The sequence below is a fragment of the Chitinophaga sp. 10T418 genome, assembly GCF_056394125.1.
The window spans coordinates 217,080-243,172 of the sequence record NZ_JBFTHG010000010.1 but is presented as its reverse complement, the minus strand read 5'-3'; the positions used below and the strand labels follow the sequence as shown (position 1 = coordinate 243,172).

Here is a 26,093-nt window from a genome sequence, read left to right as displayed (position 1 = left end):
AATAACAAAAATTATAGCAAATCATACGATGCGGTCTCAAATTGATCGAAAAAATATTTCATTTGGCGTACCTTTCTCTTGTAATAGTATTGTTTATTCGCATGTGAAAAATTGATTTGTCCGTTTTATTGCCTCTCACGTGATGCTGATCATTTATTTCGGTTAATTATCTATCGAATAKTAGAGGTTTCGTTCCTTGATAACACGGCCGTTTGTTTCCAGATTGTCATATATAAGATTAAATCCTTTTCTTTGCCAAAGTATATAGATAGCAGAAAGTTCTATCTGTCCACAATTGATCTAGATATGTTGAAATGAAAAGAAAAAAGATGTACCTCCTGATTTGTTTAACCCTGGGCGCCATCGCCATAATAGCGACCATTGCCTTTTTCATCGGACGACACTATAACTCACCCACTTATTTTCTTTCTCAATTACCAGAAAAATATAAAAGCTATCCTGCATTATCTGAAAACGTTAGCTCCCCCCATCACCAGGTAGAGCAACTCTTTTCCGGTAAACCATGGCGCGTTTACTACGACTCCATACAGCAGCTGGTGGTAGTTAGCCGGATGGAAGAAATTTCCGCTCCGGATACCAACAGCATTATTAACATGATTTATTACCGGTTGGATGCAAACGGAAAATTATTGGACAGTTTACATAACAGCAGCGCCACAGATGAGCTGGGACATAAGCTCGGCGGGCATCTGCTGTATGAAAAATACTATACCAATTATCTTATTACGGGAAGTACGCAATCATTTCCATATGTGGAAAAGAATGCTGATCTGTCTATGCCAACAGCTACATTGCGTGTATTAATAGATAGTTTAAGTGCTGCCGCTGATGACGTGAGCGTAGAGCATTACAGTGAATCAATTGCCGGTGCGATGGCGTTTTTCTTTTCCATAAATAAACAGGTACACCGGGTATATGCACTGTTGGATAGTCATATAAACACAGATAGCAAATGGTCCGCTGCTTTTGCTGTTTACAATCCCATTGACGATAATTTCCCGGTAACAGGTAGCTACGACTGGCAGGACCGTTATGCCTTTATGCAGATCGATTATTTTCTGAAGGAGTCTTACAATCGCACGCGGCGGCCTGCCATCATGTCGCCGGCACCTATGAGCCGTCCTGCTCACTGGGAAGGTACCGGATACTATAGCATCAGTTATACAGACGATACACTGTACTTTAAGCATCCGGTGAATTATTATCCGGATAAAGACGCTGTGTCCCCCAAACCTTATTACCAGAATATTACGTGGGGAAAACTCAACTTTTTCTGCCGCCGGCAACTACCTTTCCAGCTGTTGACAGTTGGATTCGATACCTCCGACAAACATGCGCTGGATGGTTGTTATGTGGTGGTGAAAAAATAATCAGCCCTTCATTTGCCACGATTTTGTTTTTGTAAAAGCACGTAAACCCTGATGTGATAGGGTAGCGCCGATGCCGGAATGTTTTCTGCCGGCCCAGGGTAATCCTGCTGTGACCCTGTCGCAACAGTTCCAATAGCCGGTGCCACTGTTTACCTGCGAGAGAATGGTTTCGGCTCTCTCCTGGCTGCTGGAATATACGGAAGCGGTGAGGCCGTAGTCCGTATCATTCATAAATTCTATGGCTTCTTTGTCGGTCTTTACTTTCATGATGCCGATGATTGGGCCAAAGCTTTCTTCCTGCATCACCTTCATCTTGTTATTGACATCTACGATAATGGTGGGTTCAAAGAAATTTCCATCATGCACAATACGTTTGCCACCGAGTAATATTGTAGCGCCGTTTGCTTTGGCATCTTTCACTTGTTCTTCCAGTACTTCCAGTTGTTCATACCTTGTTAAGGCACCGAAGTATACGCCTTCGTCTGTAGGTAAACCCAGCTTCCAGGAGCGTACTGCTTTTACAAAGGCTGCCACATACTCATCGTATACATTTTCGTGTACGTATATACGCTCTACTGCACAGCAGCTTTGTCCGTTATTATAAAAGGCACCATCGGCGGTGGCTTCAGCTACCGCAGCAATGTCGGTGATGTCGTCTGCCACGTAGAGCGGATCTTTGCCACCCAGTTCCAGCTGGCAAGGCACCATTTTCTTCGCTACTTTTTCATAGATGTATTTGCCGGTTTTATAGGAGCCGGTAAAAAAGAAGCCGTCAAATCTTAAACCTAACAGGTGTTCCCCTGCATATTTACCGCCGATACCTACTTTGAATGCATTTTCGTCCACGCCCGCTTTCTTCAGTAAGTTATCTATTTCAATGGCCGTCAGCGTGGCGTATTCAGAAGGCTTGTATAATACGGCATTGCCGGCTAACAACGCGGGAATAAACACATTTACGCCTACGAGATAAGGATAATTCCAGGCAGAAATATTACAGATAACGCCCAATGGCTCGTAGGATATTTTTTCCTTGAGTGTATCAGTATTGGTGACCCATTCATCTGCCAGGTATTTTTCTGCATTCTCCAGCATCCATTGTATGCGTGTTCTGGCGCCATTAATTTCATTGCGGGACTGTTGCAATGGCTTCCCCGTTTCAGACGTAAGTATGGCAGCCAGTTTTTCAATGTTTTTTTCCAGCAACAAACTAAACTTTTCAATGATTTTTATGCGGTCAGCCAGGCTCACCTGTACCCAGTATTCTTGTCCCAACCGGAGGAACATATATTTGTCTATCAGCTTCGTATCCATGTCATCCCGGATAGTTTTAATAGTTGCGCCTGTAGCCGGATTTATGATCTTCATTTTTGATGGTTTCTTACTGCTTGAATAAATTGTGTTTTGATTTTTTGAGAGAGAGGATTCACCTCCTTTTCAGGCATTCTTTCCGGGTGCCATTGTACGCAAAGCATAAACGCTTTGTCTGTTTTATCTTCGAACTCAATGCCTTCAATGATGTTGTCGCCGGAAGTGGCGCTCACCATCAGGTTATGACCCAGATGTTCCGGATGAATGGCCTGGTGATGTGCACTGTTTACCTGGCCGGCTTCCACTTCTGTGATGGTATGAAGTAGTGTATCTTTCCGGATATGGACCTCGTGTATTTTATCCACCTCTCCCTTTTTATGTATTTTATTGGCCGCTTCTCCTATGTCTTCATACACTTTCCCACCTTCCAGGATATTGATGTATTGGAGCCCTCTGCAAATGCCCAGTACGGGAATGCGTTGTTGTTGTGAATATTCGTAGATCACTTTTTCAAACGCATCTCTTTCCGGTAAAAAATGAGCTGGCTGGTGCGGATAATTTTCTGCACCACCATAGTAAGATGGTAATACATCCACCCCACCTGTTAATACAAATCCATCACAGGTGGAGATGTCTTCTACGTTGTTGCGGAGGTAGGAGAGTATCACCAGTTCCAGGTCATCACCCAGGTCAGCAGGCGTAAACCAGTTTTCATAATTGGGAGCACTGGCTTCTGTAAGACTGATCCCTATCTTTTTCTTCATGTCTATAGCGCATTTAGGTACAACTGTTTAAAGTCTTCCCTGGACACCGGTTTAGGATTATTAGGATGGGCAAAGTCGGCCAGGGCCAGGTCTGCCAGTGTTTCGATATGAGCTTCTTTCACGCCAATTTCCCGGAGATGATGGGGAATGTTGACTTCTGAATTCAGCTCAAACAGGTACTGCACCACGGCTTCGCCGGTTTCTTCTTTCAGCTCCAGTGTTCTGGCGATGCGGCGGAATTTGTCTTCGAATCCGGCAATATTAAACTGCATCCCGTATGGAATATTAACAGCATTGGCCAGTCCGTGATGGGTATCCAGCAGGGACGACAGGGGATGGGCCAGCGAATGTACCACACCCAATCCTTTCTGAAAGGCGATGGCGCCCATCATAGAGGCCATCAGCATATTACTCCTGCTTTCGATGTCCGGGCGATTGGTGGCTTTTATCAGTGATTTATTGATGAGATAGATACCTTCCAGCGCAATGCCATCACATAGCGGATGGGGATTTTTTGCGAGGAATGCTTCCATATTATGTGTGAGTGCATCCATGCCGGTGGCTGCCGTGATAAAAGGAGGTAATTCCATCGTCAGCTCCGGATCGGCGAACACTATTTTTGCCATGAGTTTGGGCGAGAAGAGAATTTTTTTCTGGTGAGTTTCATCATCCGCAATGATGGCGCTTCTGCCTACTTCGCTGCCGGTGCCGGCGGTAGTAGGAACGGTGATGAAATGCGGAACATCATTGGTTACGTAGATGTCGCCACCAATGAGGTCATCGTATTTAAAGAGATCTTCGCGGTGATTTACCCGTAGCACAATGGCCCTGGCTACATCTATGGCGGCGCCGCCACCTATACCGATGATGCTGTCGCGGTTGGTTTCATCCCATAATTCCGTGCCTTTGTATACATCGCTCTTGACCGGATTTTTATGAATGTCACTGAATACTTCTACCGAAAATTGATGTGCATGCAGGTCTGCTACAATGCCTTTGAAAAAGGAGAGACTTGCTACGGTAGGATCGGTGACGATCATGGGTCGTTTGAGTCCGTTCTTTTGTAAATAGGCAGGCAGTTCTTTGATTGCGCCTGCGCCAAAACGGATGGTCGTTGGAAAATTGTACTGAAATGCCATATGCTGATGCTTAGATGATTTCGAAATATCTTTTCAATTCCCAGTCGGTGACTGCTTTCGCGTATTGTTTCCATTCCCACTCCCGCGTTAACGTAAAATGTTCTACGAAGGAGGCCCCGAATAATTCTTTCGCCAGCGCCGACTGCTTCATTTGCTGCGTGGCAATATGAAGGTTCTGAGGTAATACACCATTTGAGGTGTCTTTGTACCCATTGCCGATGGTAGCTTCTTTTTCCAGGGTCAGGTTGTTTCTGATGCCATACAGGCCGGCAGCGAGACAAGCGGCCAACGCGAGGTAGGGATTGGTATCCGATCCTACCACCCTTGTTTCCAGGCGGGTGGCTTTTATATTGCCGGGTAATGCCCTTAGGGCCACCGTTCTGTTGTCGATGCCCCAGGTGAGCGTAGTAGGTGCCCAGGCCCCTTCTACGAGGCGTTTATAGCTGTTGATAGTAGGTGCGATCATGGGGAGTATCTGCGGCAAACAGTGCAGCTGCCCGGCTATATAGCTTTTCATCAGAGCACTCATTTTATGGGCATCTTTCTCCTCATAAAATAAATTGTGTTTACTATCCTTATCCCATAAGCTCTGGTGTACATGCCCGCTGCAGCCAGGCAGGTTTTCATTGATCTTGGCCATGAAAGTAGCCATTACTCCATGTTTATAGGCAATCTCTTTTACGGCCGTTTTGAAAAGTACGGCCTGATCGGCGGCCTGTAATATCGTAGCGTATTTAATGGCCGCTTCATACACGCCTGGTCCGGTTTCGGTATGTAAACCTTCTATCGGTATGTCAAATTTTACCAGTTGTTCAAACAGGCTGCTCATGTACTCATTCTTCAATGCACTCCGTAAAATGGAATAGCCAAACATACCTGGTGTTAACGGGGTAAGGTCCCGGAATTGCTTCTGATGCGCGGTATCCGGTGTTTCAGTAAAGTTGAACCACTCAAATTCCTGCGAAAAATAAGGTACAAAACCATTTTCTGTGGCGTCTGTCATCACCTTGCGTAACAGCTGTCTCGGACAGGTATAGGTAGCGGCATTATCTTCCTGTACAAAATCTCCCAGGAAAAAAGGAACATCATTTTCCCAGGGAATTTTACGGAAGGTGCTGAGATCTATTTTCACTTGTGCATCGGGGTAGCCGGTATGCCAGCCGGTGAATTTTACATTATCATATACCACGTCGCTCATGTCCCAGCCAAAGGTCACATCGCAGAACGCGAGTCTGTTTTCTACTACGGAGGCAAACTTTTCTGCCGCAATGTATTTACCTCTTAATACGCCATCGATATCTGTCACCGCTACTTTTACTTTACCGGAGGGGTGTTGTTTTACGTACGCTAATATTTCTGATGTAGTCATGTATTGGCGGGTTTAAATATTTTGTACAACAAAAAGGCGATGGCCAATATGGAAAAATAAATGCCCCCCAGCAAAGGATTGTAGAGGAACATAGCAATGATAGATACGCTGGCAATGACCAGCGAGATCACCGGGAATACCGGGTAGAAAGCCACTTTGAATGGCCTTGGTAATTCTGGCTCCCGTTTTCTCAATATGATAATTGACACCATAGAAATGATATAAAGCGTGAGTGCACCAAAAACTGATACGACAATGATCTCGGCCGTTTTACCGGAAAGTAACGCTAAAATACCAATTACCATGTTACCAATCAACGCATTGGCGGGGGTATGAAAACGGGGTGATATTTTACCCAGCAAAGACGGCAAATTATGTACCCTGCCCATTTCGTAGGTAGATCGTCCCGCTGCCAGGATAAGCCCGTGAAAGGAGGCCACCAGCCCGAATAAGCCTACTGTAATCAGCAGGTGATACATGAGGTGGTTGGCGCCGGTTATTTTGGCCAGCGCCAATGGCAGGGGAGAGTCGGAGGTTTCTCCGCTGATACCGTTTTTATATACAATGGCCTCCCAGCCGGCAATACCGGTGGCGGCCACAAATATGAGTATACATAATATGGCAAGGGTGAGGATGGCCCATCCAAAACCTTTGCTGATATCCCGCTGCGGATTTTTTGTTTCTTCAGCTACGTTGGCAAGGCCTTCGATGCCCAGGAAAAACCAGATGGCAAAAGGGATAGCGGCAAAGGCGCCGCCCCACCCGTTCGGAAAGGCGTTGTTGGTAAGATTGGCTACCTGGAATTTTGGCAGCGACAGCCCCGAAAAAAGCAGTAATTCTCCTACCGCAAAAATGGTGACAATCACTTCAAACGAAGCAGCCGCTTTTACACCATATACGTTCAAGGCAGTAAACACAAAATAGATGGCAATGGCACTGACTAGTATGGGGACTTGTGGGAAAAATGCATTGAAGTAAGCGCCGATGGCAAAGGCAATGGCGGGAGGCGCCAATATAAATTCAACTACCTGGGCAATGCCGGCAATAAACCCAACATTTTTGCCCATGGCCCTGTTGGCATAATCAAATACACCGCCTGCTTTGGGGATAGCGCAGGCCAGTTCTGCATAACTGAATGTAAAGGTTACATACATCACCATGATCACAAGGGTGGCAATGGCCATACCTCCGGTGCCACMTTTTTCAAGTCCAAGATTCCAACCAAAGTACATACCTGAAATTACGTATCCTACTCCAAGCCCCCACAGCATAAAGGGAGTCAGTGTTTTCTTTAAGCCCTTGTTTTGTGTCATTAGAAAGATCTCGATTGTGTGTACCGTAATATAACATAAAATAAAATATTATTTCAGTAAGTATTTTGATGGAGAATTTTAAGACAGGGTCGTCTATCTTTAGGCGCATACCCACACATTACAACATGAAACTGATTGCAAACGGGCGCATATGGATTGAAACGGAACAGGGCCCTTTTCTGGGCTATGGCAGAATTGAGTTGCTGGAAAAAATCAGCGAGCAGGGTTCATTGAGGAAGGCGGCTACGGCCATGAAGATTTCCTACCGGCAGGCCTGGGATTTTGTAGATCAGATGAATAAGCGGACCAGCCGGCCGCTGGTGATATTTGAAAGAGGAGGGAAAAATGGAGGTGGGGCTTTGCTGACAAAGGAAGGGGAGCAGGCCATCCGGTTATTTCATGAACTGAACCACGCTTTCCAGGAGTTCCTGACCACAGCAGCGGCCGGGATGAATAAATAATTTCCGCACAGCGGTCGTCTTATTTTGCAAATCGTACAGTCATGGTCGTTACCTCCCAGATCCAGCGGGCAGGTTTCTTTTCACCGGGCACCACTATACGAAAAGGTCCTTTCCCTGCAGGGAGCGGATTCCCATCCATTTTATCTGCCAATATAATCACCCGGTTAGCAAAAGTGCTGTCCAGTTCCGGGAGGGAAAACAATACTTCATACCCATCGCCGGATTTTACCAGCAGGTACTTGGACATATTTTCACCGCGTAATTGTGGCCCTAATGTAACACCCGCCTGTTGCAGGATTTCATATACCGGCACACCAGAGTAATGATGCGCTTTCCCATCCCGGTCTGCTGCCACTACTTCCACTTTTTTCATCGCGGTGATATCTGCTGCACTTAGTTTTAAAGGATGCGCTACTTCTCCTTCTACAGAAATAGATTGCGCCCGTACCACGGCAGAAAGAAGCATAGCGGTTACAAAAAAAGCAATGTGTTTATAGGTCATGCTGATTAATTAAAAGGATTTGAAAATTGTGGATTGCTGATAAATGTTGAATCTGTCAGCAAGTGTAAAAAGGCAATGATATCTTTCTTTTCACTATTACTAAGCTGAAGCGAATTGCCGCCCAGGGCGTTGGAGGTATTACGCAGTACCGGACTCAGGGAAGGGCTGCTGATAATATGCTCACTATAATGATCCAGTACCTGTTCCAACGTCTGAAAACGCCCATCGTGCATATAAGGTGCGGTTAAGGCGATGTTGCGAAGGGTAGGTACCCGGAACCGTCCCCTGTCCGCAGCCAGGCCGGTCAGCTTTTCTCTGCCGGCATCCGGTGGGAGACTATCCAGCCCGTTGTTATGAAACAGCTCCATATGTAGCTTAGGACTACCATGACAGTGCCCGCAGTTGGCGCCCCGGATATTTCTTTCCGGCGCAGGAGCAGACATAAATAGTTGCATCCCTCTCAGGGTAGCAGCATCCGGTTGATATTTCCCTTCCAGGTAACGGTCGTATGGAGCATTAGCTGATATCAGCGTTCTTTCGAATTGCGACAGGGCTTTTACGATCTGATCGCCGGTAAGGCTGTCCATACCAAAGGCGGCCCGGAAAAGGGCCGGATAGCCCTTCGTATGGCGTAATTTTTCGGCCGATTGTTCCAGCGACTGTCCCATTTCATGCGGAGCCGTCAGCGGCGTCACGGCCTGTTGCTCCAGGCTGCCCGCCCTGCCATCCCAGAAAAAATTCCTCACCCATAACAAGTTGGCCAGCGACATGGCACTGCGATCTGTTCGGATACTATCCACACCGGTGCTGAAAGCCTTACCATCTGTAAAGGCCAGCTTTTGCTGGTGACAACTACCACAGGAAATTTTATTGCCGGCAGAAAGCTGTGTTTCATAAAACAACCGCCGTCCTAAATAAACGCCTTCCCGGGTAAGGGGATTATCTGCCGGAATATTTGTTCTGTTGCCGAAATAAGCCGGGTACACGGGAGTATATGACTCTGTCACAAAAGCTATCCTGCTGCCCAGGAAAGGAAGGGCAGCAAGTCCCAGTAAAATAAGTAGCCAGCGCGTATTCATCTCTCTAAAAATAGGAATAATTGAAAAGTACCCTGGCAAAATAATTTCTTCCCTGTTCAGGATAGCCTTCTGTGAGCATATAATTTTTATCAAAAATGTTGTTTACTCCGCCCTGCACTTTTAACCAGTTGGCTACTTTTATCAATGCACTGCCATGCAACAGGAAAAATCCCGCTGCAGTGGTGCCATAGCTGCTGCTGTAACGGTCGGCATCATACTCCCCGTTCAACAAAAAGCCGAAGCGGGAAATATTGTACTGCAACCAGCCTATCGCTTTGTGTTCCGGTACATCTGTAAAATGAATGTTCGGATTATCGACGTTTTTCCGTTTGATATATGTATAATTCAATCCCGCCGTAAAATCAGTCGATACATTCCAGGTGATAGCTGCTTCTGCGCCATAGTACACCGCTTTGCCCTTGTTCTGCGATTGTGATAGCCATTGACGCTTTGTCGTATCATACACCACATTATTCACATGCTGAATCACGTTCTGAATGCGGTTGTAAAATATGGAGCCATCCAGGCTCACATTTTTAATCCGCGTATCGGTATACTGCAAAGCAAAATTTAAGGTATTTTCCGGTTGAAGATCAGGATTGGGTATTGCGGTGCCCAACTTATAGGAATAACGGTCTTTGATGGTGGCAAAACGTGTCATCCGATCCACCGAAAAGGTGAGCATACGACCGGTGATAAAGGCATAGATTAACTTCGCCTGAGCGTTTACGGCGTGGCTGTTATTGGAAGGGAAGTCAGTAATCGTTTTCGTTTGACTGTTATAATTCTGTGCTTCCAGGCTTTGACGATAATTAAAAGCTGCGCCGCCCTGTAAAGTCCAGTGTTGATCAAAGGCATGCTGGTCGGTGATACCGGCAGAAAAATTATTATCAGCCACTTTTCTTTCCGGTTCACCTTCATTGTGTTCCCGGTGTACATCCTGTTTAAAATGCACTGCTGCTTTTAAGTTGTTGGCAGCAGATAGCACCTGCCCGTATTCAATATTGCCACCAAACGTATAGTCGTTGTAGTAACTGCTGAAAGCATAAGGTTTCTTTTGTGTGCTGTAAGTCGCATCATCAAAACTTTTTAGCAGGTTCACAAAGCGATCATAGAACAATCTTGTCTTCAGGTTGCTCTTTGCAGTCAGACTACTATTGGAGAGGAAGTAAATACTTTCTTTATTCCACTTGGGCCATTGCCAGTAACGTGGGCTTTTATATTGTGAATTCAGTGTATCCGTTCCCGTATATACCGGCGACCCCTTGGATCCTTCCTGGTGAGAGTATCCGATGGCTAGTTCGTTTTTTTCATTAGGGGTATAGCCGAGTTTGAATCCATAACGCCAGTCGTCATTATAGGAGTTGTCTCTTTTATTACCATCTTCTGTTTTGGAAGATTTGAAATCATTGGAGAGATTGTAATAGTCACGCTGATAGCGGGACAGATCGCCCTGCAGGTAGAATTTTTTTATGCGGCTGCCGATGTTGATGGCTTCTTCGTGCCCACCAGTCAGCCATCCGGCGGAGGCATTTATTTCCAATGCATGTACCGGTTTTGAGGAGATGAGATTAATAACACCTCCCATGGTGTTAGGACCATATAATACAGAGGCGCCTCCTTTTTCCACTACTATCTTAGAGAGATTAAAAGTGGTAAACCTGGCCAGGTCTACATAACCGTCATAAGGTACGTATACAGGCACCCCATCAATAAAGACGGGTATTTGACGTAGATCAAATCCCCGTAGGTAGATCATGGATTCATTGCGGGGACCTACGTTGGACTGGCTGATGCCGGGAAGGAGATTCAAAGCGGTGGCTACATTCAGGCGATGAAACTGCCGGATTTGCGCTATGCTGACAGTGTTGACAGAATCGTGTCGGTTGCCGTAGGCCACTACTTCACCCAGTGAAAATACTTTGCTGCTGCTGTCTTGTTTTGACTGTGCGCCGACTTGTGTAATACCACCTATCAGGAGAATAGCGGTCATCAATACTTTTTGCATGTACCTGCTTTGGCGTTATTCATTTTTTTGAATAACGATGAAAAAATGCTTTCCGCTGCTGCTATTACATGAACACGGGGACCAAAAAGGGAAGCTTGAAAAAAAAAGAAGTGTCAGGGTGTATGATAGGAATTGGGTACAATGATAGGGAGAAAATGGGGAAAAGTCAATGACGTGGAATTATTAAACGGCAACTACCCGGAATTGCCGGATAGTTGCCATCACTATTTATTGCTTATGCGTTCACCGGCTCACCAAAGCGGGCGGCCTGTAAACGGTCAAATTCTTTTACATAATCAGGATGCTCTGTACCCATAGTCCGATCCCATACCCGGAAGTAAAGACCATAATTGCCCCTGAACTTTTTATGATGCAGGTTATGGTGTACGGAAGTATTGAATACTTCAAATGCCCAGGAATGGCGGAACCAGCGGGGCATGATTTCATAACCCAGGTGTCCATATACATTGATGATAAAGCCGCTGATCGTAAACAACAGTATAGACAGCGGATGCAATGGCATCAGGCAGGCAATCACCACCAGCACACCGCCTTCAATAATAGCTTCGGCAAAATGAAAACTATAAGACGTCCAGGGAGAGGGATTGGTACTTTCATGATGCACCACATGTGTGAGCTTAAACAGTTTTTTATGATGCATGATCCGATGCATCCAGTAGAAATAGGTGTCATGTACAATAAGACTCAACACCACACTCACGCCTATATACCACAGCGGGAAATCTGACAGCTGACTATAAATCATCGTATACTGCCGCAGCGGTGTGAATAATAAGACAATAGTAATGATGGTAAATATCAGGGTGCTTTGCATGGAGTACCATATTTCCCGGAGGAAATCCTTTTTGGATGCCAGTTTCTGCTGTATCTTAAAACGGTTAAGTTTGTTGGGCATCAACAGGTAAAATAATGCGAAAGGGATGCCTGCCAGTGCAAAATACCTGAGCGCGGAAAGGAAAAAGATCTTACCTGCAGCTGTTACTATCGGGTCCATAAGCCATGAGTTTTATGTCTCAAAATTAGCGCAGGAGCGGGGCAGATGCGGTTAACAAAGGATAATTTCCCGTCTTAACAAAGGTTAATTTCCACCCTTTCCTTTGGTATGCATACGCTTTCTGATGCGGCTGAGTGATACGGGCGTAATGCCCAGCATGGAAGCAATATATTTATCAGGTACCCGGTTTACCAGGTCAAAACGTTCTGTCAGCAGGGCACGGTAACGCTCCTCCGGAGATAACGTTACAAAGGATTCCATCATCTTCAGGGATTCAGATAACATGCGCATCAGGAAAAAATTCCGCAAAGGCTCATATTCAGGATGTGTTTTTAAGATGTTTTCCAGTACATCATAATCCATTTCCAACAGGGTGGTGGGTTCCAGCGCGCGGTAAATGAAGCGGGAGGGCTGCCGGTTTATAATGGTGTCGTGTGAGGCAATGAACTGATGTTCCCAGCGTAGAAACAACGTAGCTTCGTCACCGTTATCCTTGATGATATATGCCCGCATGATGCCTTGTTCAATGTATGCAAGGCGTCTTTCTGTATCTCCTTCGCGGATGTATATCTCATTGGCCTCCAGCTTTACCATCCGGGTCATGGCAAATAATGCGGTAGTGTCAGCAGGCAATACCCCTGATAACTCAAATAATAGCTGTTGCAAGGTTGTTTTTGATGTACTCATATAACTTGACTGCCGGAATAACCAGTTGCTAATGTAAGTTTAATTCCCCGAAACTGCTGCCTGGTATGTTTTTACGGGTATATTTTTGGGAGATGGTAATTGCCCTGAATAATCCTGAAAAATCGATTATATTAACAGTCTGTTTTAAAATAAAATTCCATGTTAAAAAATAAAGCGGCACTCGCTTTCCTGCTATTATTGGCGGCACTCTCCGGGCATGCCCAACAAATCGTTACTACCATCCAGTTGAATCAGTCAGGGTTTTATCCTTATGCACCGAAAGTGGCGGTGGTGACGGCGCCTGTTTCGAACCCCCATTTTTATATTATTAAGGAACGGGATACTGTTTTCCGGGGTATGTTAAGTGAAGAGAAAACGTCTGCCTGGTCTGCCACCAAAACAAGGATCGCCGACTTTTCAGCGTTGACCACACCCGGAAGCTATCGCATATTCGTATCCGGTGTACGACCGGTGAATTCCACCTCTCCGGGAGATTCCCGGAGTTTTATTATTGGCAACGAAATACATCATGCTGTTGGCGTGGCCAGTCTGAAAGGATATTATTATCAACGTTCCGACATGCCACTGGAGGAGCGTTTCGCCGGCAAATGGCATCGGCCGGCCGGGCATCCGGATACGTTGGTGCTGGTGCATGCCGGCGCCGCCAGCCCATCACGCCCGGAAGGCACCGTGATAGCCACGCCGGGTGGCTGGTATGATGCCGGAGATTATAACAAATACATCGTTAATTCCGGTATCACCATGGGGACACTGCTCTCCGCGTATGAAGATTTCCCCGATTACTTTAAACAGCTGAAAACGAATATCCCGGAAAGCACGGATGCCATACCGGATATCCTGAATGAGGTGATGTACAATCTCCGCTGGATGCTGACCATGCAGGACCCTGCCGATGGCGGGGTATATAACAAATGCACCAATGCCGTCTTTGATGGCATGGTGATGCCGGGTGTTACCAAAGCCCCGCGCTATGTGGTGGCAAAAGGCACCGCCGCCACGCTGGACTTTGCAGCCGTGGCAGCACAGGCCGCACGGGTATTGAAACCATTCACCCCGCAGCTGGCTGATAGTTGCAGCAAGGCCGCGGCCAAAGCATGGGGCTGGGCCAAACAGTTCCCCGCGCTGCCATATGACCAGGATAAGCTCAATAAAATATATGCACCGGCCGTGACCACAGGTCCTTATGGGGATAGATATTTTAGCGATGAATGGTTATGGGCGGCAGCAGAGCTATATCTCACCATCCGCGATCCTCAATACTTTGAAGTGATACAACAGCACATGAGCGATAAAATAAAATTGCCCGACTGGGCAGACGTAGCCATGCTGGGGTATTATTCTTTTCTACGTAGTAAAGATTTGCCAGCCAATACCAATGCCACAGTAACGCTCATGCGTACACGTGTATTGGAGCTGGCCAAAACTTATATAGAAAAGGCCGGCAGCAGTGCTTTCCGGACGGTGATGGGGCAAACTGCCCACGACTTTATATGGGGCAGTAATTCTGTGGCGGCCAACGAAGGCGTTCTGTTGCTAAATGCGTATAGGCTTACCCGTGACAGGAAGTATATAGATGGTGCACTGACTAACCTGGATTATTTACTGGGCCGTAATGCTACCCACTATTCTTTTTTAACCGGAACGGGTACACAGTCGCCTATGCATCCGCACCATCGCCCTTCCGTAGCAGATGGAATAACAGACCCGGTACCTGGTTTGCTCGTAGCAGGACCTAATCCGGGTATGCAGGATAAAGTCCGGTACGAATTTACAGCGCCGGAAACCGCTTATATTGATCACGACCAGGCCTATGCATCCAACGAAATTGCGATCAACTGGAATGCCCCCATGGTGTACCTGGTCAATGCCATAGAAGCATTAAAGCTTCCCGCCGGATATGTCCGTAAACGTTGATGACCGGTTCATATTGTAAAAAAAATAGTTACAGCGCGGGGTGTTATCTTCCCAGTCAGTGCCGGTTGAGGTGGTGATACCCGTTGCCGGCAAAATTGTATTGCCATATTCCGGGAATTGATGCTTAAATTACAGCACTATAAACCGATGCTTAGATGAAACCTGGAAAAATAATCCCCGCCGCTATCACCATCTTCGGCGCTAAAGGGGATCTGACAAAAAGAAAACTGATTCCGGCTCTTTATAATTTGTATACAGACAAGCACCTTCCGCCTGTATTTACCATCTATTGTGTGGACTTCCTGGCAGAAGATGAAGCCGCCTTTAAACTTGACCTGCTGGCAGGTATCAACGAGTTTAGCAGGAACGGAAAGGCCGATGAAAAGGAATGGGAAGGATTTGCTGAAAACATTTATTATCTGCAGGGCGATTTCCTGAAAACCGAAACCTACACCGGCCTGAAAGGAAAGCTGGATGCTTTTGACAAAAAGCAGAAAAAGAACGGTACCCGGATCTTTTATTTCGCTGTGGCGCCCCGCTTTATCGAAATCATCGCAGATGGCTTATATAAACATACCCTCTGCAACCGCGATGACCTCGACCGCATCGTAGTAGAAAAGCCTTTCGGTACCGACCTGGATACCGCCAAAAAACTCAATCGCTTTTTAACGAAACGGTTTGCGGAAAAACAGATCTATCGCATAGATCATTACCTGGGTAAAGAAGCGGTACAGAATATCATGGCGTTCCGCTTTGCCAACTATGTATTTGAACCACTATGGAATAAAAAATATATTGATCATATACAGATCAGTGTGGCAGAAGAAGTAGGCGTAGGCAAACGCGGTGGTTATTATGACGGCGCCGGCGCTTTACGCGATATGGTGCAGAATCACTTGCTGCAATTAATGTGTATCGTAGCTATGGACTCCCCGGAATTCTATAAATCAGAACTGATCCGTGACGCCAAAGTAAAAGTGTTGAAAGCCATCCGTCCATACACGCCGGCACAGGTGCTTAAAAACGTGATCCGCGGACAGTATACCGCCGGTAACGTACATGGAACCCCACGCCTGCCTTATCGCAAAGAAGAGCATGTACAATCTGCCTCCAATACAGAAACCTTTGTAGCCGCACGTCTGTTTATAGACAACGACAGATGGAAAGGAGTACCATTCTTTTTACGTACGGGTAAATCCATGCCGGTACAGTCATCCGTCATAGTAGTACAGTTTAAAGATTCTCCTCATAAAATTTTTAAAGATGACCTCACACCAAACAGGCTTATCATCAGTATCCAACCTGAACTGGAAATAAGTTTGTTGTTTGAAAGTAAAGTTCCCGGTTTAAAAATGAAACTGAAACCGGTGGAAATGGACTTCACTTACCAGGAATCTTACACCGAAACAATTCCCGAAGCATACGAAGCATTGTTGCTGGACGTGTTGGACGGTAACCCTACTTTGTTCATGCGTGCCGACCAGGTAGAAGCTGCCTGGAAAGTAGTGATGCCGATTGTAGATACCTGGAAGAAGTATCCCGCAAAAGAACTGCATTTGTATAAAGCAGGTACCTGGGGACCTACCGCTGCCACGGCTTTACTGAAGCCATATGCAAAAGATTGGTTCCGGTTGTCTGCAAGGGAAGAAAGCATAAAGTAAACACATGAATCAGGTTGATTGACAGTGTGTTACGAGGGAATTGGAATGATTATAAAGCTCATAGTGCGGTGAAAGAGTAGTAGGAGTGTAGTAAGAGTGTAGTAAAAGAGTAATGTAACAGTAATAAGAGTACGGTGGAACAGTAATAGAAGTATAGTGGGAATGTAATAGATAGACGAGTCCTAAGTACCAGAGAAGTATACGAGAAGTAGTAATGAAGTACGAAAAAAGCCGTTTCCATATCGGAAACGGCTTTTTTCGTTTATGAACTTCCGTATTTACGGAGTATACGTTACACTGCTGCCATACAGTATATTGGATACGCCGGAGAAATAGGTATGCTTGTCTGTACTGGTGAGGTTATACCATAAGTACACGCCATAGCCATTGTTCTTTGTTTGGGTAGCCAGGGAGTTGGCAGTACTTTGACTGGTACTCTGTATATCTACTGCAGCAGGAGCTAATTGACTCTTCGCCAGCCCTGCTACATTGGGCACAGAATAAGAGCCGTAAATAGCATTCCAGCTGTAGTTAACAAAATCACCTACTTTTTTACCTCCCCATGATAAGCGGGAAGCAGCCGGGCCATAGTAGTAGAAAGAGATGATTTTGGAAGGCATTATTTTCCGCAGTTCATCTACCAGCATTACGAAAGAACTGTCGTTGGGCTGTGTGGTGCCGTTGCTGCCGTAATCGGCATACTCATCATCAAAATCAATTCCATCCAGACCATAATACGTCACCGTGTCGCTGAGCTGTTGTGMAAAAGCATGGGCAGAAGTTCTGCTGGTAAAATTGCAGAAGCCGGCGCCCTGGTGATTGCCAAGAATAGACAGCAATACTTTCATGCCTTTGTTTTGTAACGGCACTATTTGCGTCGCCTTATTAGCCAGCACATTAGACACATTGGGATTGTTGTATAACACCGCCTTATGGGTGGTGGTATTGTAATTAATGTTGGCGGCAAAGATGATCGCAATATCAAACAGTTGTTGCCCACCGGTCGTTAAGGTGTATTTGCCGGTGTTCAGTAAACTGTTACTGTTTACTTCTACATAGCAAACAGACTTGCCACCGGCTTTGGTGACAGATTCTGTGCCGACTTTTCTGCCGTCATTTTTTGCATCAGCAGGGGCGACACTTTTTTGATTTTCTTTCTTACAGGCAACTGCGAAGAGTAGGGTTACAGCAGTGGCGGTACCTGCGGCTATCAGCCGCCAGGAGTGGAATTTTGTTTTCATAACAACATTTTAGATGTTTAAATAATCCGGGTTCAGTTTTGGTTATGGGTTTCCAGGCTAACGGGTCTAACGACAGATATGTTGGAGACTATGCTCAGGCTAACGTTGAATGATATATAACCGGTGGCTGACGAAGTAGCCAGCCACCGGGGAATTTGGTATTATTTTATTTGCCGGTATCCCACCAGAGACGGGTACCGCCATTATCTCCACCGCCTCCCAGCAGTTGCACACCTTTTGCTACGGTGCCGGGATTGGTGTTGTATTCATTTTGTGGATAAGGCAATCTCCTGATTTGTACATCCGAAGAAATGGTACCACCACTATTGTTATGAATCACCTTGAATAATTTAGGATAACCTGTCCGGCGGAATTCGGTCCAGGCTTCCTGTCCTTCCGGGAACATGGCCAGCCATTTCTGCGTGGCGATGCGTTCACGTTGTATGTTCTCACTTACACCATTATTCCATTTGATAGTGATGACAGATGGATTGACAATGGTATCTCCTACCTTTTTGGGATCGACAGAAGGAGCAGGTCGGCTGCTATCATTGTTAAGATAACCTGCCGGGTCCACTTTCCACTGTGCCATAGACATATTCACACCTTGTTCATACAATTGTTGGGCTGTTCCGCCGGCATTGGCCCAGCTGTTAAGCGCGGCTTCTGCCCGCAGGAAATATACTTCCGCGGCAGTCATTAACTGTACCGGTGTTTTTAAATTAAAAGATGGTGTGGCTCCATCATTGGTATTAATAGAAGAGTAGCCAACATAATCTTTTTTATCGTTAGCGCCGGTAATGCTGCCCATGCGGATACCAATGTACCGTGGTGGGAAAGCAGGATCGGTTGATTTATCCATATACTTGCCAACACGCGGATCGTTGAAGCCGGTCAGGAAGCATTGCAGGGTGGCGCTCACACGGGTGTCTGCCCAGTTCTGGGCAACAAATACCAGTGGATTGGTGAAATCGCCGGTCACCTTTACAGTCATGTTATCTGCATTATCTGCCAGCACGCCGCCATTCGCAGGGTCCAGCGCTTTTTCACCTTCTGTTTTTGCCGTTGTTTTATCAACATTGGAGATATGCATGGCCAGACGCAAACGAAGTGAATTGGCAAACCGCAGCCATTGTGTAAAGTTGCCGCCGTATACCAGGTCGAAGCTTCCAAAATTAAATGGCAGTGTAGTACCGCTGCTGATCTGGGTGCGCAATGCTTTGCTGGCACTATCCAGTTCCAGGAAGAAACGTTTGTAAATATCCTGTTGGCTGTCGTAAGCAGCAGTACCGGACTCACCGGCATGGCTATACGGAATAGGACCATAGATATCTGTTACCCGGCTCATACCTGTCACCTGTACAATTTGCGCTACTGCCCATACCGCCGGGTAAGTTTTTTCAATACCTGTTTTCCGGAGTCGGGCAATAGGTGACATGATATTCAGATAACCTACTTTATAAGCTTCTTCATTCCAGCCACTCACCAGCCCGTAGTTCATATTGGTATTGCCACCAAAAGGATTGGGCGACATTAAATAACCGGAGAAACAGTCTGCATTCAGGTTTTGCTGCACCTGGTAAGAGTTCGGATCTCCACCACCGGAGAAATTGTAAATAGACATCTGGGCAGACTTCAGATATAAGCCCAGGTTGTTAAAATCCGCGGCCAGTTGATCTTCCGTTATACCGGTATTGTTGGTATTGTATCTTTCAAAGTTTTTTGTACATGCACTCAGGCCAGCCACCAGCAATGCTACTGCTACCCATAAACGGGATTTGTAGCCATGCATTTTATTTGGAAATTTCATCTTTTGTCAGTTTTTGCGTGAATGATTTTAGAAAGAAGCATTTAATGTAAGACCATAACTACGGGTAGCTGGCAACATAAACACATCTACCCCCCCCAGTCCGTTTGCAGTAGACATGGTTTGCTCAGGATCAAATGGCGCTTTCTTGGAGAAATAAAACAGGTTACGACCAGTCAGTGAAAACTTCAGTGTTTTCAGGAATGAGTTGGCTACCGGTACGGTATAGCCCAATGATGCTTCTCTTAATCTTACGGTAGTAGCACTGTATAAATATTCTGCTGAAACACCTTCTCTGCCACCAACAACAGAATACCAGTCCTGTGCTTTCACGGTGGTCACTGCTTTACCCGTCGGATCTACTCCATTCACCTGAACGCCGCCGTTATCACGTGCGTCACCACTAACTTTTGAAACGCCATAGTAGTCCATCATCGCCTGGGTAACTGACATCACTTTACCACCAAATTTACCATCGATCAGGAATGACAAAGTGAAATTGTTAAACACAAAATTGTTATTCCATCCTAACTGCCATTTGGTATTGGCATTGCCCAGATACACCATATCTCCGCCCTGCTTAATAGGCTTGCCGCTTGCATCAATCATCACACGACCCTGGTCATCATGCTTCAACACAGTTCCGTAAATATCACCAAAGGAACCACCTACTTTAAATTGGGAAGCATAGTTAGCACCGGAAGCACCGCTTAAAGTGAAACGGTCTGACAATGGCGACAATTCTATGATTTTATTGTCATTGGTAGCAAAGTTGATTCCTGTGTTCCATTGCAGTTTGGTATGACGTAATACATCATAACGTAATACTGCTTCCACACCCTGGTTTTGTATGTTACCTGCATTAATAAAATAGGTATCAAAGAAGGTAGCAGTCGGTGATTTAATTTGCAGGGTTTGATTGGTTGTATTCGTTTTATAGTAGGTGAGATCTATACTCAGCCTGCTGTCAAAAAAGCGCCATTCAGTACCTAATTCCAGTGATTTTGTTTTTTCCGGTTTCAGGGAACGGAAAGGCTCCGCTATACTAACAATGGGAGTACCACCGGTCCCCAATGTATTAGGTGCAGGGTTACTCTGGTAAACTAAAGGGGAATTACCCACTATCGCGTAGGAGCCACGTATTTTGGCATAGGTAATCTGCTCCGGTAACTTTACCAGTTGACTCAGCAATACATTCAAACCCGCAGAAGGATAGAAGTAAGACATCTGTGGTGTAAACGCCAGGTTGGAGGCCCAGTCGTTACGCGCAGTCAGATCCAGGAATAACCACTCTTTATAGGAGATGTTGGCGCTGGCAAAAACAGATTGCCATTGTCCGTGATTTTCCAGTTGCGTGCCGGAATTACGGCCATTGAGGGTTTTAATATTCTGAACAGTGAAAACATTTGGTATATATAAACCATCCTGTCCTGAGTTCAGGAAAACACCAGTAGTCTTTACATCGCGGATACTACCACCTACAACGCCTGTAATTTTGAAATCGTTTACTGGAATGTTGAAGTTGGCGATCAGATCACCATATTGCTGCGTGGTAGTGCTGTTGTTGTAATTATACAAACCATTCGCCGGCGCTACCGCTTTTTGTGAACTGGCATATATCTTCTGCTCGTATACATCGGCGATCCGGTCGATACTTCCTCTTGCCTGTACATTCAACCAGGAATTGATATCGTATTTCAGATTAGCATTCGCCAGTATCCTGTTGCGGGTAAGACTGTTGGTATTGCGGTTAAGGATCCACCACGGATTCTGTTGCACATCTTCGTCAAAAGGCCAGTTCTGTACATTCAGAAAGTTCCTGGAAGGATCTGGTTTTTCAAACTGGTCTTTGTATGGTCTGATATCCTGGCCGCGTGGGAAAAGATATAAACCGGTGAGAGGATTGTAGTACAAACCGGAAAGCGGTGTATTATCAATCTTCTGCGTCATATAATTTATATCTGCAGAAGCAGTCAGTTTATCATTCAGGAAATGCCCTGTTTCTTTGAAATCCAGGTTATGACGTCCCAGTTTATTACCCGCTTCAATACCTTTGGCAGATGTGTTGGCGTAAGAGAAATAAGTTTGCATTTTCTCGGAACCGGAAGACAAGCTGATGGCGTTGGTAAAGTTGGTGCCATTTTGGAAAAAGGGAGAGAGGTTATTGGGAGCACTGGTAATCTTGTTTCCCCAGCTTTGTGCAGCTCCCTGACTGGTGGCACCGTAATGGTCCTGGAATTCCGGTTTGTACGCTGCCTGCGTGATATTGAAACCGGAAGAGAAATTAATCAGGGTGCGACCTGCTTTACCACTTTTAGTAGTAACAATGATCACACCATTGGCGCCCTGGCTGCCATACAGTGCTGCGGCGGAAGCACCTTTCAACACGGAAATATTTTCAATGTCTTCCGGGTTTAGATTGGATATCGGATCGCCGCCATCGTAGGCCAGGTTACCACCATATACGCTGGTAGGCTGATTGGTAAGGGTATTGTTCATGGGCACCCCATCAATGACATACAATGCCTGGTTGCTTCCAAGGCCGGATTTATTTCCACGCAGGATTACTTTGGCAGAACCACCTACGCCGGAACCGCTGGAAGAGATGGTTAAACCCGCTACTTTACCGTTCAGGGTATTCACCAGGTTAGGATCTTTCGCTTTGGTCAGTTCCAGTCCATCCAGTTGCTGGGTAGAATAAGTAATAGATTTATCCGATCTTTTAATACCCAGGGCCGTTACCACTACAGCGCCCAGCTGACTATCCTGGATAGCCAGTGTTACCTGGATATTGGTGTCATTGCCCACTGTTATCTGTTTGCTTTCATACCCAATGAAGCTGATAATCAACACATCGCCCGGATTAACAGCCAGGGTAAAACCACCTTCCACATTGGTCATGGTACCTTTGGTGGTGCCTTTTACCTGGATAGACACGCCGATGAGTGGGGCTCCTTTGGCATCTGTTACCTTACCTTGTATAGGCTGTACCGCAACCAGCTCCACGGCTTTTACTTTGGGACTGATGACAATCGTTTTATCTACAATGTTGTAGTTAAACAATTTGGTATTCAGACAGGCATTCAGGACCTCTGTAAGGGAGGCCTGGTTCATATTCAGATTTACGGGAGCAGCCTTCTCCAGTAACTTTTCATCATAGATAAATTCATAACCTGTCTGGCGGCTAATGCTGTTAAACACATCGTAAAGCGGGAGGTGCTTTCCTTTGATGGTAACAGACTGAGAGTATGTTTTAGCGCTCAGCTGAAGAGTGAATACTAGTGTCAGTATTGCAGTTAATCGCATAATTAACAGTAATTTTCTTTGCATACGCCCTCCTTTACAGGGGACTTTGAAGGTACCAAGTAGTTCCATACTTTTGTGTTGTTGGCTTAATAATTCAATTTTCTAAATGATTCAGGGAGTTGGGTTGCCATCTATCGCCGGGAGCATTGCAGTGCTTCCGGTTTTTTTACAACCGGTAGTGGAATTATTCACGTCTTCATAACTTACAATAATTTTAAAATGATGAATTCATAAGTGGACAAATAGCTAGCTGTTACTGTGGATCGTATGGCCTTACCAGGATCCGGTTGTCGTTAATATCAAAGTGAACGCGTTTCGTTGTTGATAAAATTTTGAATAGGGAGGAGGCATTCTCTCTCCGGGAAATGATCCCTGTTAAACGTACATCTGAGAGGTCACCCTGGTAGGTAACTTCTATATTGTACCATCTGGCCATCTGGCGCATGATGGTTTGTATGCTGGTATTGCGGAAACGGAATTTGCCTTCTTTCCAGGCCAGTGTTTGTTCCAGGTCCGCTTTTTCAATGACAAAATCTTTATCGCCGGTAGACAGGCTGCCCCCGAATCCGGGTTTCAGCAAACTTTTACTGCTGCCATGTACGAGTTGTACGGCGCCATCTTCCAGGGTAGTGGTAATGGTTTGTTCGTCCGGATAGGCCATGATATTGAAGCTGGTGCCTAATACATTCACTTCCATGTCCGGAGTGCCTTTCACTTTCACCCGGAAAGGCTGCTGCGCATTGGCGGCAATCTGGAAATAACCTTCTCCCGTTATCTCTACCAGTCTTTCTTTTCCGGTAAAAGCAGTAGGGAAACGGATACTGCTGGCGGCATTCAGCCATACTTTACTGCCATCGGAGAGGGTCAGCTGGTATTGTCCTCCGCGGGGAGTGACCACTGTATTGTATACCACTTCTGCAGGAATGCCTTCTGCTTTATAGGCGAGGCCCTGCTGGGTATTCATAATGCTGGTGTTGCCCTGCTTTGCCAGTGCACCAATGTTGGCGCTGTCCAGCGGAATTGTTTTGCCATCTGCGAGTACCAGCATGGCTTTATTGCTGCCTGGTGCAAGCGGAGCGGCGGTAGTGGCGGCGGCGATAGGAGCCACCGGTGCGGACCGTTTTAAATAATGGTTACCTGCAAAAAAAATGGCGCCCAGCAGTGCTGCAGCGGCAGCATATTGCAGGATCCTGATCCTGCGGGTTGTTTTTATGGGTGCAGATTGTAAAATATGTTGGAGAATAACGGCTTCATCTTCCTTTTGCCAGCCACTATCAGGTACCTGCCCATATAAGGCAGACAGGATATCTGCTTTGATTTCCGGCTCATAGTCGTTGGTCGCTACCAGCGTTTTTAAACGCTGCAGCTCCTCCTGGCTGATCCGGCCATGCTTATATTTTTCAAGCAGTAACTGCACTTCCATCGTGGACATATACAAAGTTTAGGAAGGTTGATGTGGGTAAAGACGAGCGACAAATAAAAAAGGAGTATCCTGAGGAAAAATATTTTTTTCGATAGGTAAATTACTTGCGTAAAGTGAGGATAATCAGCAGCAGCGGGAGAATATCATTCTGCATCCGGGCTTTAACAAAAGCGCGTACAGCGTGCATGGCCAGGCTCATTTGCTTTTTAACGGTATGTACTGAAATATTCAGTTGCAGGGAGATCTCTTCATTGCTCCAGCCCTGTTTTCTGGCTAAATATACTTTTTTACGTTCCGGCGGGAGCCCGGATACAGCTTTGTCGAGAATGGCATCGTACTCCCGTTGGAGTAGGAGGTGATCCGTATCGTTTTGGGTGGCAGGCTGGTTTTTTCCAAGCAGATCATAGACTTTCAGACGTACCAGCTGTTTTTTAAAGCCATCATAAATATGATTGCGGGTAAGGATAAAGAGATAGTCTTTGAAATTCTTTACCTGGTGCATGTCTGCTCTTTTCAGCCAGATCTTCATAAATACCTCCTGCACAATTTCCCTGGCCAGACTATTATCCTTCAGGTAAAGCATGGCTACATCAAATACCTGCTGACTGTAATGCCGGAACAAAATGGTATAGGCGTCCCCATTGCCGGTGGCAACCTGTTCCAATAGCTCATGTTCATCTGGTAAGGAGAAATTTGACAATGTTGGTGGTTTATGTGCCCTTACTAAATCTATAAACAAAGTAAATTTAGGGGACCCGAAATTAATAATAAAATAATTTATATAGGCAGATGTGGCAGGTGGCGGTTTTTAAATTAAGAAAATAATTATGTAATTTCAGCACATGTCAAGCCTCTATCCGGGAATACAATGGGTTGTTCAGAGAAACCTGACCAGTAAAACAGACCTGGAAAGTTTACAACTATCCTGTGAAGCAGCGGGGGTAAGTTTTCAGGGAATTGATATCATTCCTTTTTCGTCCTCGTTGCCGGTTTTCGATAGCAGCCATCGGAGCATTTTTTATGGATCTACCACACTTTGCAGTCTGGTAGCTGCCGATAAGCAATTACAACCCGGATTGTTTTTTGACGAAGCACGTTTTTCTATCGAAAATTATTTCAACAAGTGGGGTAAGCATATGCTGAACTATGGTGCGGAAGTCACCACTTTTGCAGCACTGATGAGCAGGGAAGAGGCGCCGGATCAGTTATTTTTCATCCGCCCTGATGATGACAGCAAATCCTTTTCCGGAGAAACAAAATCTTTTGCAGCAATCAAAACCTGGTATGATCAGCTGAAGATGGTGGAAAATACCAACTTAACTCCGGACACACCTATTGTTGTGTCTGCCCCTTATAATATACAGTACGAATGGAGGTTGTGGATTGTAAATGGTAAGGTGATCACCGCTTCAAAGTACCGTACTTATTTTAAGCTGACAAAAGAAGCCGGATGTCCGCCAGAGGTCATTGCTTTTGCTGAAAGTCGTTGCCTGGAATATTCACCACATGCTGTTTTTGTGATGGATATATGTTTGTGTGGGGATGACTTTTACATTGTAGAATGCGGATGTATGAATGCAGCCGGATTTTACAAAGCAGATGTGGGTGCTATTGTAGCCGCAGTATCGGCCTGGTTTGTAAATATTTCCCAATAGTACGCGTTTAATCACTACGCATTTACACT

20 protein-coding genes are annotated in these 26,093 nt (G+C 45.7%); 5 read left to right on the top strand and 15 right to left on the bottom strand.

All coding sequences use genetic code 11. The annotated features are described in order from the left end of the window. Positions 1-314 precede the first annotated feature (314 nt). A complete protein-coding gene (locus AC1DCV_RS26455; protein WP_477025995.1) occupies positions 315-1,391 on the top strand; it encodes a hypothetical protein in 1,077 nt (358 codons plus the stop codon). Here AC1DCV_RS26455 and AC1DCV_RS26450 read toward each other — a convergent pair whose 3' ends face one another. Genes AC1DCV_RS26450 through eat form a run of 5 tightly spaced genes read right to left on the bottom strand, consistent with a single transcriptional unit; the run spans position 1,392 to position 7,284 of the window. After that, positions 1,392-2,756, bottom strand: coding sequence for an aldehyde dehydrogenase family protein (locus AC1DCV_RS26450; RefSeq protein WP_477025994.1), 1,365 nt, complete (start codon positions 2,754-2,756; stop codon positions 1,392-1,394). Next, positions 2,753-3,463 carry a gamma-glutamyl-gamma-aminobutyrate hydrolase family protein gene (locus AC1DCV_RS26445; protein WP_477025993.1) on the bottom strand — a complete coding sequence of 237 codons (711 nt, stop codon included), beginning with the start codon at positions 3,461-3,463 and terminating at the stop codon, positions 2,753-2,755. Before AC1DCV_RS26445 ends, AC1DCV_RS26450 begins: the two co-directional genes overlap by 4 nt. Before the next feature lie 2 nt (positions 3,464-3,465). Beyond that, positions 3,466-4,602: an iron-containing alcohol dehydrogenase gene (locus AC1DCV_RS26440; protein WP_477025992.1), complete on the bottom strand. Its 1,137-nt coding sequence runs from the start codon at positions 4,600-4,602 to the stop codon at positions 3,466-3,468. 10 nt (positions 4,603-4,612) lie between these two features. After that, positions 4,613-5,971, bottom strand: coding sequence for a glutamine synthetase family protein (locus AC1DCV_RS26435; protein WP_477025991.1), 1,359 nt, complete (start codon positions 5,969-5,971; stop codon positions 4,613-4,615). Next, on the bottom strand, positions 5,968-7,284 hold the full coding sequence (eat, locus tag AC1DCV_RS26430; protein WP_477025990.1) for an ethanolamine permease: 1,317 nt from the start codon (positions 7,282-7,284) through the stop codon (positions 5,968-5,970). The genes AC1DCV_RS26435 and eat overlap by 4 nt, the downstream gene beginning before the upstream one ends. A 125-nt stretch (positions 7,285-7,409) precedes the next feature. Between eat and AC1DCV_RS26425 the strand changes: the two genes are divergently transcribed. After that, positions 7,410-7,745 carry a winged helix-turn-helix domain-containing protein gene (locus AC1DCV_RS26425; protein WP_477025989.1) on the top strand — a complete coding sequence of 112 codons (336 nt, stop codon included), beginning with the start codon at positions 7,410-7,412 and terminating at the stop codon, positions 7,743-7,745. Between the two features lie 19 nt (positions 7,746-7,764). Here the strand turns inward: AC1DCV_RS26425 and AC1DCV_RS26420 are convergent, their stop codons facing one another. From AC1DCV_RS26420 to AC1DCV_RS26400, 5 genes are all read right to left on the bottom strand, one after another. Further along, positions 7,765-8,247, bottom strand: a complete 483-nt coding sequence (locus tag AC1DCV_RS26420; RefSeq protein ID WP_477025988.1) for a molybdopterin-dependent oxidoreductase — start codon at positions 8,245-8,247, stop codon at positions 7,765-7,767. A 5-nt stretch (positions 8,248-8,252) separates the two neighbouring features. After that, positions 8,253-9,326 carry a cytochrome-c peroxidase gene (locus tag AC1DCV_RS26415; RefSeq protein ID WP_477025987.1) on the bottom strand — a complete coding sequence of 358 codons (1,074 nt, stop codon included), beginning with the start codon at positions 9,324-9,326 and terminating at the stop codon, positions 8,253-8,255. A gap of 4 nt (positions 9,327-9,330) precedes the next feature. Further along, the gene (locus tag AC1DCV_RS26410) at positions 9,331-11,334 is read right to left on the bottom strand and encodes a TonB-dependent receptor plug domain-containing protein (RefSeq protein ID WP_477025986.1); all 2,004 of its coding nucleotides are present in this window, start codon (positions 11,332-11,334) and stop codon (positions 9,331-9,333) included. Between the two features lie 235 nt (positions 11,335-11,569). After that, the gene (locus AC1DCV_RS26405; RefSeq protein WP_477025985.1) at positions 11,570-12,349 is read right to left on the bottom strand and encodes a sterol desaturase family protein; all 780 of its coding nucleotides are present in this window, start codon (positions 12,347-12,349) and stop codon (positions 11,570-11,572) included. An 84-nt stretch (positions 12,350-12,433) separates the two neighbouring features. Further along, the gene (locus AC1DCV_RS26400; RefSeq protein ID WP_477025984.1) at positions 12,434-13,036 is read right to left on the bottom strand and encodes a Crp/Fnr family transcriptional regulator; all 603 of its coding nucleotides are present in this window, start codon (positions 13,034-13,036) and stop codon (positions 12,434-12,436) included. 159 nt (positions 13,037-13,195) lie between these two features. Here AC1DCV_RS26400 and AC1DCV_RS26395 point away from each other — a divergent pair, with 159 nt between their 5' ends. Together AC1DCV_RS26395 and zwf are read left to right on the top strand one after the other, a co-directional pair. Then, entirely contained in the window at positions 13,196-14,971 is a 1,776-nt protein-coding gene (locus tag AC1DCV_RS26395; protein ID WP_477025983.1) for a glycoside hydrolase family 9 protein, read from the top strand. A 155-nt stretch (positions 14,972-15,126) separates the two neighbouring features. Next, positions 15,127-16,632 carry a glucose-6-phosphate dehydrogenase gene (gene zwf, locus AC1DCV_RS26390; protein ID WP_477025982.1) on the top strand — a complete coding sequence of 502 codons (1,506 nt, stop codon included), beginning with the start codon at positions 15,127-15,129 and terminating at the stop codon, positions 16,630-16,632. 278 nt (positions 16,633-16,910) lie between these two features. Here the strand turns inward: zwf and AC1DCV_RS26385 are convergent, their stop codons facing one another. The 5 genes from AC1DCV_RS26385 to AC1DCV_RS26365 all read right to left on the bottom strand — a co-directional run bounded on the left by AC1DCV_RS26385 (position 16,911) and on the right by AC1DCV_RS26365 (position 25,109). Continuing rightward, positions 16,911-17,873, bottom strand: coding sequence for an endo-beta-N-acetylglucosaminidase H (locus tag AC1DCV_RS26385; RefSeq protein ID WP_477025981.1), 963 nt, complete (start codon positions 17,871-17,873; stop codon positions 16,911-16,913). A 166-nt stretch (positions 17,874-18,039) separates the two neighbouring features. Beyond that, positions 18,040-19,683 carry a SusD/RagB family nutrient-binding outer membrane lipoprotein gene (locus tag AC1DCV_RS26380; RefSeq protein ID WP_477025980.1) on the bottom strand — a complete coding sequence of 548 codons (1,644 nt, stop codon included), beginning with the start codon at positions 19,681-19,683 and terminating at the stop codon, positions 18,040-18,042. A gap of 27 nt (positions 19,684-19,710) precedes the next feature. Next, positions 19,711-22,986: a SusC/RagA family TonB-linked outer membrane protein gene (locus tag AC1DCV_RS26375; RefSeq protein WP_477025979.1), complete on the bottom strand. Its 3,276-nt coding sequence runs from the start codon at positions 22,984-22,986 to the stop codon at positions 19,711-19,713. A 253-nt stretch (positions 22,987-23,239) separates the two neighbouring features. After that, the gene (locus AC1DCV_RS26370) at positions 23,240-24,418 is read right to left on the bottom strand and encodes a FecR family protein (protein WP_477025978.1); all 1,179 of its coding nucleotides are present in this window, start codon (positions 24,416-24,418) and stop codon (positions 23,240-23,242) included. 91 nt (positions 24,419-24,509) lie between these two features. Continuing rightward, positions 24,510-25,109, bottom strand: coding sequence for an RNA polymerase sigma factor (locus tag AC1DCV_RS26365; protein ID WP_477025977.1), 600 nt, complete (start codon positions 25,107-25,109; stop codon positions 24,510-24,512). A gap of 142 nt (positions 25,110-25,251) precedes the next feature. On the opposite strand from AC1DCV_RS26365, the gene AC1DCV_RS26360 reads away from it, so the two are divergent. Further along, on the top strand, positions 25,252-26,064 hold the full coding sequence (locus AC1DCV_RS26360; protein WP_477025976.1) for an ATP-grasp domain-containing protein: 813 nt from the start codon (positions 25,252-25,254) through the stop codon (positions 26,062-26,064). Positions 26,065-26,093: the final 29 nt, after the last annotated feature.